The organism is Bradyrhizobium sp. USDA 3364, assembly GCF_054056355.1.
In genome coordinates this window covers 2,856,816-2,873,105 of the sequence record NZ_JBSRYG010000002.1, presented here as the reverse complement: position 1 = coordinate 2,873,105, position 16,290 = coordinate 2,856,816, and the positions used below count along the sequence as shown (strand labels likewise).

11 protein-coding genes are annotated in these 16,290 nt (G+C 67.9%); 8 read left to right on the top strand and 3 right to left on the bottom strand.

Features of this window, described 5'->3' with window-relative positions; genetic code table 11:
* Positions 1-61: 61 nt before the first annotated feature.
* The 4 genes from ACVILL_RS13460 (at position 62) to ACVILL_RS13445 (ending at position 5,340) form a co-directional block, all read left to right on the top strand.
* Positions 62-2,572 (top strand): ATP-binding protein, encoded by a 2,511-nt coding sequence (locus ACVILL_RS13460; RefSeq protein WP_456729479.1) that lies wholly within the window; start codon positions 62-64, stop codon positions 2,570-2,572.
* Complete coding sequence (gene tsaE / locus ACVILL_RS13455; protein WP_456729478.1) at positions 2,569-4,092, top strand: tRNA (adenosine(37)-N6)-threonylcarbamoyltransferase complex ATPase subunit type 1 TsaE; 1,524 nt, start codon at positions 2,569-2,571, stop codon at positions 4,090-4,092. The genes ACVILL_RS13460 and tsaE overlap by 4 nt, the downstream gene beginning before the upstream one ends.
* An 88-nt stretch (positions 4,093-4,180) precedes the next feature.
* Positions 4,181-4,501 carry a PilZ domain-containing protein gene (locus ACVILL_RS13450; RefSeq protein WP_456729477.1) on the top strand — a complete coding sequence of 107 codons (321 nt, stop codon included), beginning with the start codon at positions 4,181-4,183 and terminating at the stop codon, positions 4,499-4,501.
* A gap of 116 nt (positions 4,502-4,617) precedes the next feature.
* A complete protein-coding gene (locus tag ACVILL_RS13445) occupies positions 4,618-5,340 on the top strand; it encodes a nucleotidyltransferase family protein (RefSeq protein ID WP_456729476.1) in 723 nt (240 codons plus the stop codon).
* 12 nt (positions 5,341-5,352) lie between these two features.
* Here ACVILL_RS13445 and ACVILL_RS13440 read toward each other — a convergent pair whose 3' ends face one another.
* Both ACVILL_RS13440 and ACVILL_RS13435 read right to left on the bottom strand, forming a co-directional pair.
* Complete coding sequence (locus tag ACVILL_RS13440; RefSeq protein ID WP_456729475.1) at positions 5,353-6,366, bottom strand: DUF2891 domain-containing protein; 1,014 nt, start codon at positions 6,364-6,366, stop codon at positions 5,353-5,355.
* Positions 6,363-7,286 (bottom strand): hypothetical protein, encoded by a 924-nt coding sequence (locus tag ACVILL_RS13435; protein WP_456729474.1) that lies wholly within the window; start codon positions 7,284-7,286, stop codon positions 6,363-6,365. The genes ACVILL_RS13440 and ACVILL_RS13435 overlap by 4 nt, the downstream gene beginning before the upstream one ends.
* A gap of 93 nt (positions 7,287-7,379) precedes the next feature.
* On the opposite strand from ACVILL_RS13435, the gene ACVILL_RS13430 reads away from it, so the two are divergent.
* From ACVILL_RS13430 to trxA, 4 genes are all read left to right on the top strand, one after another.
* Positions 7,380-8,300, top strand: a complete 921-nt coding sequence (locus tag ACVILL_RS13430) for a LysR substrate-binding domain-containing protein (protein ID WP_456729473.1) — start codon at positions 7,380-7,382, stop codon at positions 8,298-8,300.
* An 80-nt stretch (positions 8,301-8,380) separates the two neighbouring features.
* A complete protein-coding gene (gene addB, locus ACVILL_RS13425; RefSeq protein WP_456729472.1) occupies positions 8,381-11,527 on the top strand; it encodes a double-strand break repair protein AddB in 3,147 nt (1,048 codons plus the stop codon).
* Entirely contained in the window at positions 11,521-14,997 is a 3,477-nt protein-coding gene (gene addA / locus ACVILL_RS13420) for a double-strand break repair helicase AddA (protein ID WP_456729471.1), read from the top strand. Before addB ends, addA begins: the two co-directional genes overlap by 7 nt.
* 117 nt (positions 14,998-15,114) lie before the next feature.
* Positions 15,115-15,435, top strand: coding sequence for a thioredoxin (gene trxA / locus ACVILL_RS13415; RefSeq protein WP_016847387.1), 321 nt, complete (start codon positions 15,115-15,117; stop codon positions 15,433-15,435).
* Positions 15,436-15,491: 56 nt separating this feature from the next.
* Here the strand turns inward: trxA and ACVILL_RS13410 are convergent, their stop codons facing one another.
* Positions 15,492-16,232, bottom strand: a complete 741-nt coding sequence (locus ACVILL_RS13410; RefSeq protein ID WP_456729470.1) for a metallophosphoesterase family protein — start codon at positions 16,230-16,232, stop codon at positions 15,492-15,494.
* Positions 16,233-16,290 lie beyond the last annotated feature (58 nt).

The window sequence follows — 16,290 nt, the reverse complement described above, 5'->3', positions numbered from 1 at the left end:
GGAACACCGGTCTCCTCTTTTCCGGATCATGCCTTAAGGTTTGTGCGTTCTGGGGCAACATATGTCGGGCGTAGTCGCGGCAATGCGTCGAACCCTGCTGTCATGCACCTCACTGGCGCGCGACGGCATGCTTGGGCTCGCCATCACCGCATTGCTGCCGGCCCGCACCGCATTCGCCGCCGAGAGCCTGGCGGTCCAGGCGATGTCGGATCATTTCGGCTTCAACCATCAGGAGGTCGCGGTTCTCGCGACGTCGTTCGCGCTGGTCGGCTTCTCCGCCGTGGCTGCGATCCTTTTGATGCGCACCCGCCTGCGTGCGACGAGGAACGAGGAGCAGCTGCAGTCCGAGATCGCGGACCTGCAGGCGCAATCGGACCGGCTGCGCGCGCTGCTGTTCGTCGAGCCGCAGGTCCTGATCTCCTGGGCCGCGGGCGACAACCGGCCGCAGATCTCGGGCGACATCTCGCTGGTGATGTCGCAGGAAAGCTCGCCGCAACGCATTCTCGCCTTCGGAACCTGGCTGCCGCCCGAGCCGGCGCTGCAGATGGACCACGCGGTCGACGCGCTGCGCGAGAAGGGCGAGGCGTTCCTGCTCAACCTCTCGACCTCGGCCGGCCGCGCCATCGAGGCGATGGGCCGCGCGATCGGCGGCCAGGCCATCGTGCGGATCCGCGAGCTCGGCGGCCTGCGCCGCGAACTTGCCGAATCCAACCTGCGCTACAAGACGCTGCAGGAGGAGACCGAGCTGCTGCGCGATTTCGCCGCCGCCGCTCCCTGGCCGATCTGGGCCAAGAGCCTCGAGGGCAATCTGCGCTATGCCAACGCGGCCTATGTCCGCGCCACCGAGGGCAAGAGCGTGTCCGACGCGCTGCAGCGCAATCTCGAACTGCTCGAAAGCGACCAGCGCACCGAATTGACCCGCGCGCTGAACGACAATGCCAATTATGCCGCGCGGCTGCCGATCGTCGTCAGCGGCGAGCGGCGGATCTACGACGTCCAGGCGCTCAAGCTAAGCGGCGGCAGCGCCGGCATCGCGATCGACGCCAGCGAGGCCGCGGCGCTGCGCGCGGCGATCGCGCGGATGGTCGAAGCGCACCGCCGCACCCTCGACCAATTGTCGTCGGGCGTCGCGGTGTTCGATACCGACCGGCGGCTCACCTTCTACAACGAATCCTACCGGCGGCTGTGGGGGCTCGACCAGGCCTTCCTTGACAGCAACCCCGACGATTCCAGCGTGCTGGACCGCCTGCGCGCCAACCGCAAGCTGCCCGAGCAGCCGGATTTCCGCGCCTGGAAGGCCAAGCTGCACGAGGCCTATCGCGCGGTCGAATCCGAGACCTACACCTGGTTCCTGCCCGACGGCCGCGCCATCAGCGTCGTCACCACGCCGAACCTCGAGGGCGGCGTCACCTATCTGTTCGACAACGTCACCGAAAGCCTCGACCTCGCGCGCCGCTACGACCGCCTGACGCGGGTGCAGCGCGAGACGCTGGACAATCTCGGCGAAGCAGTCGCGGTGTTCGGCAGCAATGGCCGCGCGGAACTGTTCAACCCGCCCTTCGCCAAGATGTGGAAGCTGCCGGCCGATGCGCTGCAGGGCGAACCGCACATCGAGCAGGTGGAGGCGCTGTGCAGGCCGCTGTTCGACGACGCGCTGACCTGGCGGACGCTGCGCGAGCAGATCACCGCGATCGAGAACCGCGCCCAGGTCGCGCTGAAGCTGGAGCGCAAGGACGGCAGCGTGCTGAATTGCATGACCATCCCGCTGCCCGACGGCAAGACCCTGCTCGCCTTCCAGGACATCACCGATACCGAGAATGTCGAGCGGGCGCTGCGCGAGCGCAACGAGGCGCTGGAAACCGCGGACCAGATGAAGGTGGATTTCGTCCACCACGTCTCCTACGAGCTGCGCGCGCCGCTTACCACCATCATCGGCTTCGCGCATTTCCTCAGCGATCCCTCGACCGGGCCGCTGACGCCGAAGCAGGCCGAGTATCTCGACTACGTCACCAAATCGACCAACGCGCTGCTGGCGCTGACCAACAACATCCTCGATCTCGCCACCATCGACGCCGGCGCGATGAAGCTCGAGCTCGGCCCGGTCAATATCGGCCAGGCGATCGAGGCTGCCGCCGAAGGCATCCAGGACCGGCTGGCGACCGACCGCATCACGCTCAAGGTCGACATCGAGCCCGACATCGGCGCCTTCGTCGGCGACGAGCGGCGCGTGGTGCAGGTGCTCTACAATCTGCTCGCCAACGCGGTCGGCTTCTCGCCGCATGACGCCACCGTCACGATCAGCGCGCACCGCACCGAGCACAGCGTAGTGTTTTCGGTGACCGACGCCGGTCCCGGCATTCCGGCCGAGATGCGCGACAAGGTGTTCAACTGGTTCGAGAGCCATTCCCACGGCTCGCGGCATCGCGGCGCCGGGCTCGGCCTGTCGCTGGTGCGCTCCTTCGTCGAGCTGCATGGCGGACGGGTCCGCGTCGATTCGACCGTAGGCCGGGGCACGACCGTGACCTGCGACTTCCCGATCGACCAGACCGCACATCGCAACGCTGCTGAATGACAGCAAACTCGACATTCTCGGTGGCGCTCGCGAACGAAACCGCGACGGCGGAGCTGATGGCCGACCTCGCGCTGCTGATCGGCGCCGGCGACGTCATCACGCTGTCCGGCGATCTCGGCGCCGGCAAGACCGCGGCCGCCCGCGCGCTGATCCGCTACCTCGCCGTCGACGACACGCTGGAAGTCCCGAGCCCGACCTTCACGCTGGCGCAGAGCTACGAACTGCCGGCGTTTCCGATCGTCCATGCCGACCTCTACCGCATCAACGCCGCCAGCGAACTCGAGGAGATCGGGCTGTCGCCGCTGCCCGACGACATCGTGGCGCTGATCGAGTGGCCCGAACGCGCGCCGGACGCGATGCCCACTGACCGCATCGACATCGCGTTCAGCCACCGCCCGGCGCTCGGATCCGCCGCCCGCGCGGCCGAGATCACCGGCTATGGCAAAAGCGCAGCCAAGGTCACGCGTCTTCATGAGCTGCGCCAGTTCCTCGATCGCGCAGGCTTTCTCCATGCCCGGCGCGAACGCATGCCGGGCGATGCCTCGACGCGCTCCTATGCGCGGCTGCGCAACGATGACGGCACCGTCATCCTGATGAATTCGCCGCGCCGTCCGGACGGCCCGGCGATCTACAGCGGCCAGTCCTACAGCGCGGCAGTGCATCTCGCCGAAGACGTCAGGCCCTTCGTCGCGATCGGAAACGGCCTGCGCAAGCATGGCTTCTCCGCGCCGGCGATCCGGCACACCGACCTCGACTGCGGATTCCTCATCACCGAGGATCTCGGCGCCGAAGGCGTGGTCGAGGGCGATCCGCCGCAGCCGATCGCCGAGCGCTATGAGGCCGCCGTCGACATGCTGGCGGCGCTGCATCGCGAGGTGCTGCCCGACACGCTGCCGCTGACCGCTGACGAGAGTTACGACATCCCGGTGTTCGACATCGACGCCTGGCTGATCGAGATCGGGCTGATGCTGGAGTGGTACTTGCCCGAGCATGGCGTGCAGCCGGGCGAAGAACTGCGCACCGAGTTCCTCGGAATGTGGCGGGGGCTTCTGGAAAAGCCGGCCGCGGCGCCGCAGACCTGGGCGATCCGCGACTTCCATTCGCCGAACATCATCTGGCTTGCCGAGCGCACCGGCATCCTGCGTGTCGGCATCATCGACTTCCAGGACGCGCTGCTCGGCCCCGCGGCCTATGACGTGGTGTCGCTGCTGCAGGATGCACGGGTCGACGTGCCCGAGCAGCTCGAACTGTCGCTCTTGACCCGCTACATCAAGGCGCGGCGTGCGACCGACGAGAGCTTCGATCCGGCCGGCTTCGCCGAGCTCTATGCGATCATGTCGGCACAGCGGAATACCCGCCTGCTCGGCACCTTCGCGCGGCTCAACCGCCGCGACGGCAAGCCGCACTATCTCAAGCACCAGCCGCGGATCTGGACCTATCTCGAGCGGTCGCTGGCCCATCCGGCACTGACCACTTTCCGCATCTGGTACAAAGCCAACGTCCCTCCCCCGGTACCGTAGTTTACGGGTTATTAGCCTTGGGTCCCCTAAGGTTGCATTTGGCCGCGCCTCATCCACGTCGCGGCCGCATCTGGAGCAGGACCAAACGATGGGGACGGAACGACGTAGGGGCGATCGTGTCACGTTTGAGCGCGGCATAGCCGCGCACATGATGGGCATTGACGGCACCTGGCGGCGTGACTGCACCATGGAAGACGTGTCGGAGACGGGCGCCAAGCTCACCGTCGAGGGCTCGGTCGAGGGCCTTGCCCTGAAGGAGTTTTTCCTGCTGCTGTCGTCCACAGGATTGGCCTATCGCCGCTGCGAGCTGGCGTGGGTCAATGGCGACCAGATCGGCGTCAACTTTCTCAAACAAGGCGACAAGAAGAAGAAAACTGCCCGACGCGGTGCGCAAGCTGCCGACGTCTAGGCTGTTGCCGTCTTACGGCCGTCATGTCTCGTGACTATGGCGTCTGGTTGATGTGCTTGCCGAATCGCCGTGATATGATCGGCGCATGAGAGATGATGACCGAGAATATCCGGAAAATGCCCGTCACTCCCCATAAGGCCATGGTGCTTGCTGCGGGTCTCGGCGTGCGCATGCGCCCCCTGACCAACACGATGCCGAAGCCGCTGGTCAGCGTCGCCGGCCAGCCGTTGCTCGACCATGTGCTCGACAAGCTCGCCGGCGCCGGCGTCACCGAGGCCGTCGTCAACGTGCATTATCTGCCCGACCAGATCATCGAGCACGTCAAGCCCCGCAGCCGCCCTCGCGTGATCATCTCCGATGAACGCGACCAGGTGCTCGGCACCGGCGGTGCGGTCGTGAAGGCGCTGCCGCTGCTCGGCGATGCGCCGTTCTTCCATCTCAACGCCGACACGATGTGGATCGACGGCGTGCGCTCCAACCTGGCGCGGCTGGCGGAAGCCTTCGATCCCGCGCGGATGGATATCCTGCTCTTGATGGCGCCGACCGCCTCGAGCATCGGCTATAGCGGCCGCGGCGACTATTCGATGCTGCCCGACGGCGCGCTGCGCAAGCGGCGGGAGAACCAGGTGGTGCCGTTCGTCTATGCCGGCGCCGCGATCATGTCGCCCGCGCTGTTCGCCGACGCTCCGGCCGGCGAGTTCTCGCTGACCAGGATGTTCGATCGCGCCAACGAGCAGGAGCGGCTGTTCGGCCTGCGCCTCGACGGCGTCTGGATGCATGTCGGAACCCCCGACGCGATCCAGGCCGCGGAAGACGCTTACCTGGAGAGCGTCGCCTAAGCCGCATCACCCTCAGCCTTCCCCGTCGATGGCGAGCACCGCAAAACTCGCCAGCCAATGTTCGCCCATATAGTCGCCGGCGATATGCGGCAGGCCGGCGTCGAGATGGCGTCGCGCAGCCTCCAACAGGATCGGACGACGCGCATCGGCCCCCGGCAATGCGCCGGCCAGCGCCCGCCAGCACCAGGCGCGGCTGAGATTGAGCCCATCGAGATGCGCAAGCTTGCCGTCGCTACGGTCGGTGACGGTGGCGGGCCGGAATAAAGTCGCCGGTTCGCGTTGCGCGAGCCGCGGCAGAAAGCGATCGAACCAGGGCCGGAAGTCGCCGGGTGACAGCAGCCGCCGCATGCATTCCGCTTCGATCAGCGCGGACGACTGGAAATCGTCGCCGCTCGGCTCGCCCCAGGCGGGGCAGTCCCGATCGGCTCCGTACCAGCGCAGCGCGGTCTCGCGCAGCAGCGCACCGAATGCTTCGTCCTGCGTCGCCGCCGCGTAGTCGGCGGCCATGCGAAGCCCGAACGCGGTGTTGAAATGCGTGCCGACCCGGACCGGATAGGTGGCGAGCGGCAGGAAATCGAGAAAGCGCTGCGCGAAGATTCCGGCGAGTGGCGCGATCCGCTCGCACCAACTGGTGTTGTCGAGGAGTGCGAGCTCTGCCGCGAGCTTCAACAGCCAGCCCCAGCCGTAAGGCCGCTTGAAGCCGCGCGCGGTCGGAGCCGCGAGATAGGCGCATTCGGCCGCAACCTTCCCGGCGTCGAACTGCGCGTCGAACAGCGCGCGGATATCACCCGCCGCTTCGGATGCCGGATAACGGCGCAGCAGCCGGGCGAGCATCCAGGTGCTGTGGACACAGGAGTGCCAGTCGTAGCTGCCGAAGAACACCGGATGCAGCTCGCGCGGCGTGCGCGCATCCTTCGGCCCGGCCAGCACATGATCCGGCTTGTTCGGATATTCGCGCGTGACATGGCCGAGCGCGATGCGGGCGAAGCGCACGGCGAGGTCTTCGGTCAGGATCGTCTCGCTCATCGTTCAGCCTTCTCCTTTCGCTCGCGCCGGACCAGCATCTCGATCAGGCGCGGCGTCATATAGATCGGAAACTGCGTGGCCGCGAAGAACAGCGCCGTCATCGGCGATACCGACGCGCCCATCGCCGACCAGACCAGTCCGACATTGCGATTGCCGAGAACGAGACCGCTGGTCAGCCGCGCAGCCAGATCACCTGGCGTGAGCAGCGCGCCGAGCGCTTGCAAGGCGAGATTGCAGGCGAAAGCCAGCCCGACACAAGTCGCCGCGGCAACCGGCTGCATCTCGATCTGCGCGTGCACCCCGGCCATGGTGGCGATTGCGAACAGCAACAGCGAGGCGAGCACGAGAGCGTCGATGGCGCGCGAATGCCTCGCCAATTGTGCAGCGGCCTGGCGGCGAAGCAGCAACGCCAGCGCGCCGGCGCCACCAACCAGCAGTGCCAGCCGCGCAGCAAGCGCCAGCGGATCGAGCGCAAGACCGGCAAGGCCCGCCGCGATCAGCGGCACCGTGACCGGCGCCAGCGCCATCGACAGCAGCGTCACGGCGAGCGGAATGGTCGCGTCGAAACCGAGCATGCGCGCCACCGCCGCCGTGCCGCTTGATGGCGGCGCGCAGACCGACAGCACCAGCGCGACGATCAGCTCGGTGCGAACCCCGGCGCCTCGCGCGGCGAGGCCCACCGCAAGCGGACAGACCAGCATCGCGAGCGCGGGCAACAGCAGCCAGACCAGCGGCCGCCGCAGCGCGCGCCGGAACGCCGCGCCGTCGATCTGGAGGAAGGTGCCGAGCACCAGCACGAAGATCGCCGCCGCCATCAGCGGGCGCACGCTATCCGCCAGCGCAGGGAAAGCCAGCCCGGCCAGCACGCCGATGATCAGCAGCGTCGACCCGCGCGGCACCAGCCTCGCAAATCGCGCCAAATCTTTGGGTCCCGTCGTCATGTCCTGCCGGCGAGCATAGGTCCGGCCAAATCATTGTTGAAATCGATTATTGATATATGCATTATTGCTACCATGAATTTAGCCGCCGTCGATCTCAACCTGCTGGTCGCCTTCGAGGCGCTGATGGAGGAGCGCCACGTCACCCGCGCAGCCGAGCGGATCGGGCTGGCCCAGCCGTCGATGAGCAGCGCGCTGCGGCGACTGCGGGCGCTGTTTGCGGACGAACTGTTCCTGCGCGCCGGCGCGGCCATGCAACCGACCGAAAGGGCGCTGGCGCTGGCCGGACCGATCGGCGAGGCGTTGCGGCAGATCAGGGACGCGCTGTCGCCCGATCAGGCCTTCGATCCGTCCGCGACGCGACGGCGCATCACCATCGCCGCGACCGACTATGGCGATCTCGTTCTGGTGCCGGAACTGACGCGCCTGCTGCGCATTGAAGCCCCTGGCATCGACCTCGCGGTGCGCCCGTTGACCGACGCGACGGCGGCACTTTCGAAGCTCGAGCGCGGCGAACTCGACGCGCTGGTCGGCGGCCATCTGCCGGAGACGCCGCGCTGCGTCCGGCACCGGCTGTTCGAAGAGCGCTTCGTCTGCATCCGCGACGCCGCGCGCGCCAGCAGATCTGAACACCTCAGCCTGAAAGACTATGCAACCCTGCCGCACGCGCTGTTCTCGGCGGCCGGCGGCGATGGCCTGCCGAGCGTGATCGACGCGCTGCTGGCGCGCCATGGATTGAAGCGACGCATGGCCGTGACGCTCGCGCATGTGGTGGCCGTTCCCTTCGCCGTGGCCGGCACCGACCTCATCGCCACCATGGCCGAGCGCGTCGCCCGGCGCTTCACGCAGCTCGCCGAAATAGCCGTCGTCGCGCCGCCGATCGAGATCCCTGCCTTCGCGATCGACCTCATCCATACAGGCCGCGCCGCCCAGGATCCGGCGCTGCGCTGGTTCCTGGATGCGGTCGATCGCAGCGCCAGCCGGCTGCGGCATTGAACTATTGTGGCTGACCGGCAGGGGTGGCTAACGACGGCCACGGCTTCCTATATTGGCGCCTGATTCGAACAAGGCAGCCCATGCGCGTCTTCAGCGTTCCCGTCTCCGCGCCGTTCCTGCGCACCGTGATCTCGGCGCTGGTCGACGGCCGGCTGGTCGAGGGATTCGAGGCGCGCAACGATCCCGCAAGGCTCGCCAACGCCACGCTCTATCTGCCGACCCGCCGCGCCGGACGGCTGGCGCGCGAGATCTTCCTCGATGTGCTCGATTCCGACGCCGCGGTGCTGCCGCGCATCATAGCCCTCGGCGACATCGATGAGGACGAACTCGCCTTCGCCGACCAGGGCGACGACGTCGGCGGCGCCGCGCCGCTGGAGATTCCGCCCCGGCTCGGCGAGCTCGAGCGCCGGCTGACCCTGGCGCATCTGGTCGCGGCCTGGGCCAAGACGCCGGTATCGGCGCCGCTGGTGGTCGGCGGCCCGGCCTCGACTTTGCAGCTCGCCGGCGATCTGGCGCGGCTGATGGACGACATGGTGACGCGCGGCGTCGACTGGCGCGCGCTCGACCGCCTGGTGCCGGACCAGCTCGACAAATACTGGCAGCACTCGCTCGACTTCCTGCGCATCGCGCGCGACGCCTGGCCGAACTACCTCAAGGAAATCGGCCGGATCGAACCGGCGGCACGCCGCGATCTCCTGATCGACGCGGAAGCCGCTCGGCTGACCGCGCATCACGCCGGTCCGGTGATCGCGGCCGGCTCGACCGGTTCGATGCCGGCGACGGCGAAATTCCTGCACGCGGTGGCGAAGCTTCGGAACGGCGCCGTTGTGCTGCCCGGGCTCGACACTGATCTCGACGAGGACAGCTGGGACACGATCGGCGGCGAGCGCGGCGACGACGGCAGGTTCACCACGCCGCCATCGTCGAACCATCCGCAATTCGCGATGCACGCTTTGCTCGACCGCTTCGGCATCAAGCGCCGCGATGTCGAGAGCCTGGCCGAGCCGGCGCCGCTCGGCCGCGAGGTGCTGGTGTCGGAGACGATGCGTCCCTCGACCGCGACCGCGCAGTGGCATGACCGGCTGGAGCGGCCCGAGATCGTGGCGCGGATTTCCGCCGGGATGACCAACCTCACCGTGGTCGAGGCGCCCAATCCCGAGATGGAGGCGCTGGCGATTGCGGTTGCGATGCGCGAGGCGCGGCATCTCGGCAAATCGGCCGCGCTGGTGACGCCGGACCGCGCATTGGCGCGCCGCGTGATGGCCTCGCTGACGCGCTGGAATCTCGCGTTCGACGATTCCGGCGGCGACGCGCTGATCGAAACGCCGGCCGGCGTATTCGCCCGCCTCACCGCGGAGGCCGCGGCCAAGGGGCTGGAGCCGCCGACATTGCTCGCGCTGCTCAAGCATCCGCTGTTCCGGCTCGGCGGTGCGCATGGCGCGCTGAAGCGTGCGATCGAGGCGCTGGAGATCGCGCTGTTGCGCGGCACGCGGCCGCAAGCCGGGACCGGCGGCCTCGCCCGCGACTTCGCGCGCTTCCGTGCCGAGCTCGTCAAACTATACGGGGGCGGGACCTCGTCGCTGCACGCCATGGAGCCGCGCGCGAGGCTGCGCGACAAGGAGCTCAACCAGGCCGAGGGCCTGATCGCCAAATTGCAGGCGGCGCTGGCGCCGCTGGAAGGCATGGCGTCGTCAAGACCCTATGATTTCGCCGAGCTCGCCGCGCGGCACCGCGAGGCGCTGATCGCGCTGTCCTGTGACCAGAACGGCGTCGCCATCGTGTTCGAGGAGCGCGCCGGTGCCTCGCTGGCGGCGGCCTTCGACGAGCTGCTCGCCAAGCAGCAGCCGAGCGGGCTGATGACGCCGCTGTCAGATTATCCCGAGGTGTTCCAGACCGCGTTCGGCGACCGCATGGTGCGGCGGCCGGAATCGGCGCGCGCGCAGCTCAACATCTTCGGTCAGCTCGAAGCACGTCTCACCGAATCCGATCGCGTCATCCTCGGCGGCCTAGTCGAGGGCGTCTGGCCGCCGGCGCCGCGGATCGATCCCTGGTTGAGCCGGCCGATGCGGCACGAGCTCGGGCTCGATCTCCCCGAGCGGCGCATCGGCCTGTCCGCCCACGACTTCGCGCAGCTGCTCGGCAGCGACGAGGTGATCCTCACCCACGCCGCCAAGGTCGGCGGCGCGCCGGCGGTCGCCTCGCGCTTCCTGCATCGGATCGAAGCGGTCGCTGGCACAGCGCGCTGGAAGGCGGCGACGTCGGCCGGCGAGATCTACGTGCAATACGCCGCCGAGCTCGACCGGCCCGACAAGGTCGAGCCGATCCCGCAGCCGGAGCCGCGGCCGCCGCGCGAGGCGCGGCCGCTGAAAATGTCGGTCACCGCGATCGAGGATTGGCTGCGCGATCCCTACACGATCTATGCGCGCTACATCCTGAGGCTCGATCCGCTCGATCCCGTCGACATGCCGTTGTCGGCGGCCGATCGCGGCTCGGCGATCCATGAATCGCTCGGCGAATTCACGCAGGTCTATGCCGACGCGTTGCCTGACGACATCAAGAGCGCGCTGCGCGACATCGGGGCGAAGCATTTTGCACCGCTGATGGAGCGGCCGGAGGCACGGGCGCTATGGTGGCCGCGCTTCCAGCGCATCGCGGCGTGGTTTGCCGAATGGGAGCAGGCGCGGCGCGGCACTATTGCTGCGATCAAGGCGGAGATCCGCGGCGAGATCGGCATTCCGCTCGACGCTGCCAGGACATTCGTCCTCTCCGCACGGGCCGATCGCATCGAGCGGCGCGACGACGGCAGCTTTGCGATCCTCGACTACAAGACCGGCCAACCGCCGACCGGCAAGCAGGTGCGCATGGGCCTGTCGCCGCAGCTCACGCTGGAAGCCGCGATCCTGCGCGAGGGCGGTTTTGCCGACATCCCGGCCGGCTCCTCGGTCGGCGACCTCGTCTATGTCCGGCTGAGCGGCAACAACCCGCCCGGCGAGCAGCGCTCGCTCGAACTCAAGATCAAGACCAGCGACACGCCGCAACCGCCCGATGAGGCCGCCGACGCCGCGCGTCGCAAGCTGGAAGCCCTGATCCGCGCCTTCGACGACGAGAGCCAGGCCTATACCTCGCTGAACCTCTCGATGTGGGCGAACCGCTACGGCGCCTATGACGACCTCGCGCGCATCAAGGAATGGTCGGCCGCCGGCGGCCTGGGGATCGAGGAATGGTGAAAGCGCCCCGCCCCATCCCCCACGCAGTGCGCGACGCGCAGGCCCGCGCGTCCGATCCGAAGGCTTCGACCTTCGTGTCGGCCAATGCCGGCTCGGGCAAGACGCATGTGCTGGTCCAGCGCGTGATCCGCCTGCTGCTCTCGGGCGTGGCGCCGGAGAAGATCCTCTGCATCACCTTCACCAAGGCGGCCGCGGCGAACATGGCCGAGCGCGTGTTCACGACGCTCGGCCATTGGGTGACGCTCGACGATTCCGGGCTCGATGCCGCGATCCGCGAGGCCGGTATCGCGCATCCGGATTCGAAGCTCCGCAAAGAAGCTCGCAAGCTGTTTGCCTGCGCGCTGGAGACGCCCGGCGGGTTGAAGGTGCAGACCATTCACGCGCTGTGCACCCGCCTGCTGCAGCAGTTTCCGTTCGAGGCCAACGTGCCGGCGCGCTTCGCCGTGCTCGACGACCGCGACCAGAACGAGATGATGGAACGCGCCAATCTCGCCGTGTTCCTCGAAGCGTCGCGGATTCCCGACAGTCCGATCGGCCGCGCGCTGCGGACGGCGATGGCAAACGCCGCCGACGTCACCTTCAAGGAGGTTGTGCGTGAGGCCTGCCTCAGCCGCGACCATTTCATGGCCTGGACCGATGCCGCCGGCAGCGCCGCGGCCGCCGCCGCGCAGATGTCGGCCACGCTCGGCGTTTCCGCGGATGATCGCATCGAGGATGTCGAGCGCGAGATCGTCGACGGGCCGAACCTGCCGCGGTCGAGTTGGAAAGAGATGGCCACGCTGCTCGACACCAGCAGCAAGGCAGACCAGAAGCAGGCGGACCGTCTGCGAGCCGCGCTGACCTTCACCGGTGCAGCCCAGGTCGACGAATATCTCGGCGTCTTCCTGACCGACGACCGCGCGCCGCGCGCGTCCGTCATCACCAACAACTTCATCAAGAAGAATGCGGTCGCGGGCCGCCGGTTCGAGGCCGAGATCGACCGTCTCGGTCCCCTCATCGAGCGCCGTCGCGCCGTGGTCGCGCGCGACCGCACCGAGGCGCTGATCCACATCGCGACCGCGGCGGCCGGGCACTACCGGCGCGAAAAGCTGGAGCGCGGCCTGCTCGACTATGACGATCTGATCGACAAGACGCTGGCGATGCTCGACCGCGTCTCGTCGGGATGGGTGCATTACAAGCTCGACCGCGGCGTCGATCACGTGCTGATCGACGAGGCGCAGGACACCAGCCCGCGGCAATGGGACATCGTCGCCCACATCATCTCGGAGTTCACCTCCGGCGCCGGCGCCCGCGACGGTCTGGTGCGCACCGTGTTCGCGGTCGGCGACGAGAAGCAGTCGATCTTCTCGTTCCAGGGCGCAGCGCCGCGCGAGTTCGATTTGCGGCGGCGCGAGCTGAAGCGGCGCTTCGAGGAGGCCGGGCTGAAGTTCGATCCGGTGTCGTTCACCTATTCGTTCCGCTCGGGGCCGGTGATCCTGCATTCGGTCGACCACGTGTTCCGCGAGCAGGAGATCTTCCGCAGCATCCATGCGGTCGAGAACGGTTACCCGATCCACAATGCGATGGCCGATGCCGGCCCGAGCCTGATCGAGCTCTGGGATCTCGCGGTCGCCGACGACCGCCAGGACATCGAAGGCTGGCGCGCGCCGTTCGACGGCGTCTCGATCACCAGCCCCGAGGTGAAGCTGGCCCGGCGCATCCAGGCCGAGATCAGGCGCCTCGTCACCAGCGGCACCATGACCGGCAGCGCCGGCGGACGGCGGCCGCTGCGCTACGGCGACATGCTGATCCTGGTGCGGCGGCGCGGCAACGCCTTCGACGCCGTGATCCAGGCGCTGAAGCACGCGGGCATTCCGGTCGCCGGCGCCGATCGGCTGAAACTGACCGAGCACATCGCGATCATCGACCTGATGAACCTCGCCGACGCGCTGCTGCTGCCGCAGGACGATCTCGCGCTCGCGGTGGCGCTGAAGAGCCCGCTGTTCGGCCTCGACGACGACGATCTGTTCAAGCTGGCGTACGAGCGCCGCGGCGCGCTGCGTGAGGCACTGGCCGCGCAGGCCCCGGCCGATGAACGGTTCTCGGCCGCGCTGCGGCGCCTGGAAGAGTGCGAGCGCCGCTTCACCCAGGAGACGCCGTTCGCGTTCTACGCCTGGCTGCTCGGCGGAGATGGCGGACGCGCGCGCATCCTGCGCCGGCTCGGCCACGAGGCCGACGACGCGCTCGACGAATTCCTCGAGCTCGCGCTGAGCTATGAGCGCAAGGCGCCGGCCTCGCTGCAGGGCTTCGTCGCCTGGCTGCGCGCCGCCGACACCGAGGTGAAACGCGACATGGAGATCTCGCGCGACGAGGTGCGCGTGATGACCGTGCACGGCGCCAAGGGCCTCGAGGCTTCGGTGGTGTTCCTGGTCGACACCACGACCTCGCCGTCGGACACCCAGCGGCTGCGGCTGATCCATCTGCCGCAGGGCAACGCCGCGCCGAACGCGCCCGGGGTCGTGGTCTGGGCCGGCAAGAAGGCCGATGATCCGCCTGCCGTCGCCGACGCGCGCAAGGCGATGCTCGGCGATACCGAGGACGAATATCGCCGCCTGCTCTATGTCGCGATGACCCGCGCCGCCGACCGGCTGATCGTTGGCGGCTGCATGCCGGGCAACATGAACACGGTGCGGAAGTCCTCCTGGTACGACCTGATCACCAAGGGGCTGGCCAATTCCGGGCTCAGGCTCGAGGAGGTCGAGACACCGGCCGGCAAGGTGATGCGTTATTCGCGGCCCGACGACACAGCCGATCTCACCGGCGCGGCGGCGTCGACGGCCGCGGCGCCGGTCGCGCTGCCGTCCTGGCTGCGGACTGCGGCCGCACCCGAAGCCGCCGCCGCGGGCGTGCTGCGCCCGTCCGATCCGGCCGATGACGACCGCCACCCAATACGCACCGGCGAATCGGTGCTGCTGCGCGCCCGCGCCCTGCAACGCGGCACGCTGGTGCATCGCCTGCTGCAATCGCTGCCCGAAATCGCGGTGGAACGACGGCTCGGCGCGGCGCTCCGCTATCTTGCGCGTAACGCCGATGGCTGGAGCGAGGAAGAGTGCGCGGCGCTGGCTCGGCAAGTGGTCGCCCTGACCGTCGATCTGCGCTTCGCGCCGGTGTTTGCCCCCGGCAGCCGTGCCGAGGTTTCGATCGTGGGCCGGCTGGAGCAGCCGGGCCAGCCGAAGGCGCTGGTCTCGGGCCAGATCGACCGGCTGGTGGTGACGCCGAACGAGGTCCTGATCGTCGATTTCAAGACCAACCACGCCCCGCCAAAGACCGCCGCCGAGGCCCCCAAGGGTTATATCCGGCAGCTCGCGCTGTACCGTGCGGTGCTGGCAAAACTTTATCCCCAAAGGATCATCCACGCCGCCCTGCTCTGGACTGAAACCCCTGAAATGATGGAGATTTCCGCCTCCGCGCTGGACGCCGGGCTGGCATAAGTTCATGTCGGCGTGAGCAAGCTTGACCCGGCAAGGGGGCGTTCATACGTTTGCCCCATGCTCCCGGGCGCGATTCTCCTCCGCGCCCTTTTGTCTCAACCCGAACGAGGTATTCACATGGCCGTTGGCAAGGTTTCTGACGCCGATTTCGAAGCCGAAGTGCTCAAGGCGACCGGGCCGGTGGTCGTCGACTTCTGGGCCGAATGGTGTGGTCCGTGCCGCATGATTGCGCCCGCTCTCGATGAGATTTCCGGCGCGATGGGCGACAAGGTCAAGATCGTGAAGCTCAACGTCGACGAGAGCCCGAAGACCGCTTCGAAATATGGCGTGATGTCGATCCCGACCCTGATGATCTTCAAGGGCGGCGAGATGGCGTCGCGTCAGGTCGGCGCCGCTCCGAAGGCCAAGCTGCAGCAGTGGATCACCGCTGCGGTCTGATCCGATTCGAATTAGCCGATTTGCGAAACGGCCGGCGATGAGCCGGCCGTTTTGTTTTACCTGATCCATCCCGTCGCCAGCGCCGAGGCGAGCTCGGCCTCGCCGTTGTGCCGCGCCAGCGCAGCCATCGCCGCGTGATCGTACGGGATGTGGCGAAAGGTGACGTCCCAGCCACCATCGACCTGTTCGAGGATGGCGTAGCGCGCATCGGGCGAACCGGCCTCGACGACATGCGGATTCGGCTTGCCGGCGCGATAGCCGGGCGAGCCGACGCTGCCGGGATTGACGATCAGCCGGCCGTCGCGAAGCCGTACGGCGCGCGCCGTATGGGTGTGCGCGCAGAGGATCAGCGATTGCGTCACGCCGGCCGCCCTCGCCTCGATCGATTCGAGCGACGACATCACGAGCTCACCGCCCGGCAGTACCGTCTCGAGCCAGTAGGTCTGGTCATCCTGCGGCGTTGCGTGACAGAGGAAGACCTCGTCGCGATAGACCGAATTCGCGGGCAGCGTGCGCAGCCAGTCGAGATGCCGCGGCTCGAGCTGGGTGTAGGTTCTGCGCTCCCAGGAGCCCATTTTCTCATGCGGACGATCGATCAGATAGCGGTCGTGATTGCCGAGCAGATGGACCGCATCGAGCGCCATCAGAAGGTCGATCGTCGGCCGCGCGTCGAGCGGGCCGCTGACCATGTCGCCGAGATCGACGATGTCGGAAATGCCCTGGGCGCGGATGTCCGACAGTACGGCTTCAAGCGCGAGATGATTGCCATGGATGTCGGCGATCGCAGCAAAACGCATGACGTCTCTGATCCCCTCGTAGCCCGGATGGAGCGAAGCGAAATCCGGGGTTCAGCAG